Origin of the sequence: Pseudocitrobacter cyperus (genome assembly GCF_039889165.1) — a bacterium.
Taxonomy (GTDB): domain Bacteria; phylum Pseudomonadota; class Gammaproteobacteria; order Enterobacterales; family Enterobacteriaceae; genus Pseudocitrobacter; species Pseudocitrobacter cyperus.
In genome coordinates this window covers 1-1,104 of record NZ_JAYMYY010000027.1, presented here as the reverse complement: position 1 = coordinate 1,104, position 1,104 = coordinate 1, and the positions used below count along the sequence as shown (strand labels likewise).

The window sequence follows — 1,104 nt, the reverse complement described above, 5'->3', positions numbered from 1 at the left end:
CACCAGATCATTGCCGTTCTGAAGTCTGTCGAAGCCGGACGTACCGTTAAGGATGTCTGCCGTGAAGCCGGTATCTCTGAAGCCAGCTATTACAACTGGAAAGCGAAGTTTGGCGGTATGGAAGCTTCTGATATCAAAAAGATGAAAGACCTGGAGGATGAAAACCGTCGCCTCAAACAGATGTTTGCTGATCTCAGCCTTGAATGCCGGGCACTGAAAGACGTTATCGAAAAAAAGCTTTAAAACCAGCGATAAAGCGGGAGCTCGTCAGCTATCTGACGGCACAATTTGCCATGAGCATCCGCCAGGCCTGCAGGACATTATCGCTGAGCAGGACGGTCTATTTTTACCAGTCCGATACCCGGCGCGATGAACCGGTGATCCAGGTGCTGACTGAGCTGGCAGGGCGCTACCCGCGATACGGTTTTAAGAAGCTATTCCAGTTGCTGCGCAGGCAGGGTAACACCTGGAACCATAAACGCGTTCACCGGATTTACTGCCTGCTGAAACTGAATTTTCGTCGCAAGGGAAAACAGCGTTTACCCGCGCGTAACCCGGCGCCACTGGCTACGCCGGAAGCGCTTAACCAGAGCTGGTCCATCGATTTTATGCATGATGCGCTGATCTGCGGCAGACGCTTCCGGACCTTCAATGTGGTTGATGACTTTAACCGCGAGGCCCCCGCAATAGAAATCGATCTGAATATCCCCGCACAGCGGGTGGTCAGGGTGTTGGACAGAATAGTGGCAAACCGGGGTTATCCACTGAAACTGCGGATGGACAACGGACCAGAACTGGTCTCACTGACGTTGGCACAGTGGGCTGAAGAGCATGGAGTGATGCTGGAATTTATCAAACCGGGAAAACCAACGCAGAATGCCTTTATCGAACGGTTTAACCGGACGTACCGGACAGAAATCCTGGATTTTTATCTGTTCAGAACCCTGAATGAAGCGCGGGAAATCACAGAGCACTGGCTGATGGAATACAACAGCGAGCGACCTCATGAATCCCTGAATAACCTGACACCGGAGGAGTACCGGCTGATGGCCGAAAAACCGGAAATCTCAAAAAGTGCGTGGAACTAAAACGGGTGTGCTTACA

1 protein-coding gene is annotated in these 1,104 nt (G+C 51.7%); it reads left to right on the top strand.

The features are described from left to right. Nucleotides 1-1,088, top strand: a protein-coding gene (locus tag VSR74_RS23180) for an IS3 family transposase (protein ID WP_347796832.1) whose coding sequence is annotated in 2 segments (ribosomal slippage) — nucleotides 1-238 and nucleotides 238-1,088 — 1,089 coding nt annotated over the 2 segments. Because the reading frame shifts where the segments join, the coding sequence is not laid out codon by codon here. This gene is flagged as partial in the annotation. Nucleotides 1,089-1,104: the final 16 nt, after the last annotated feature.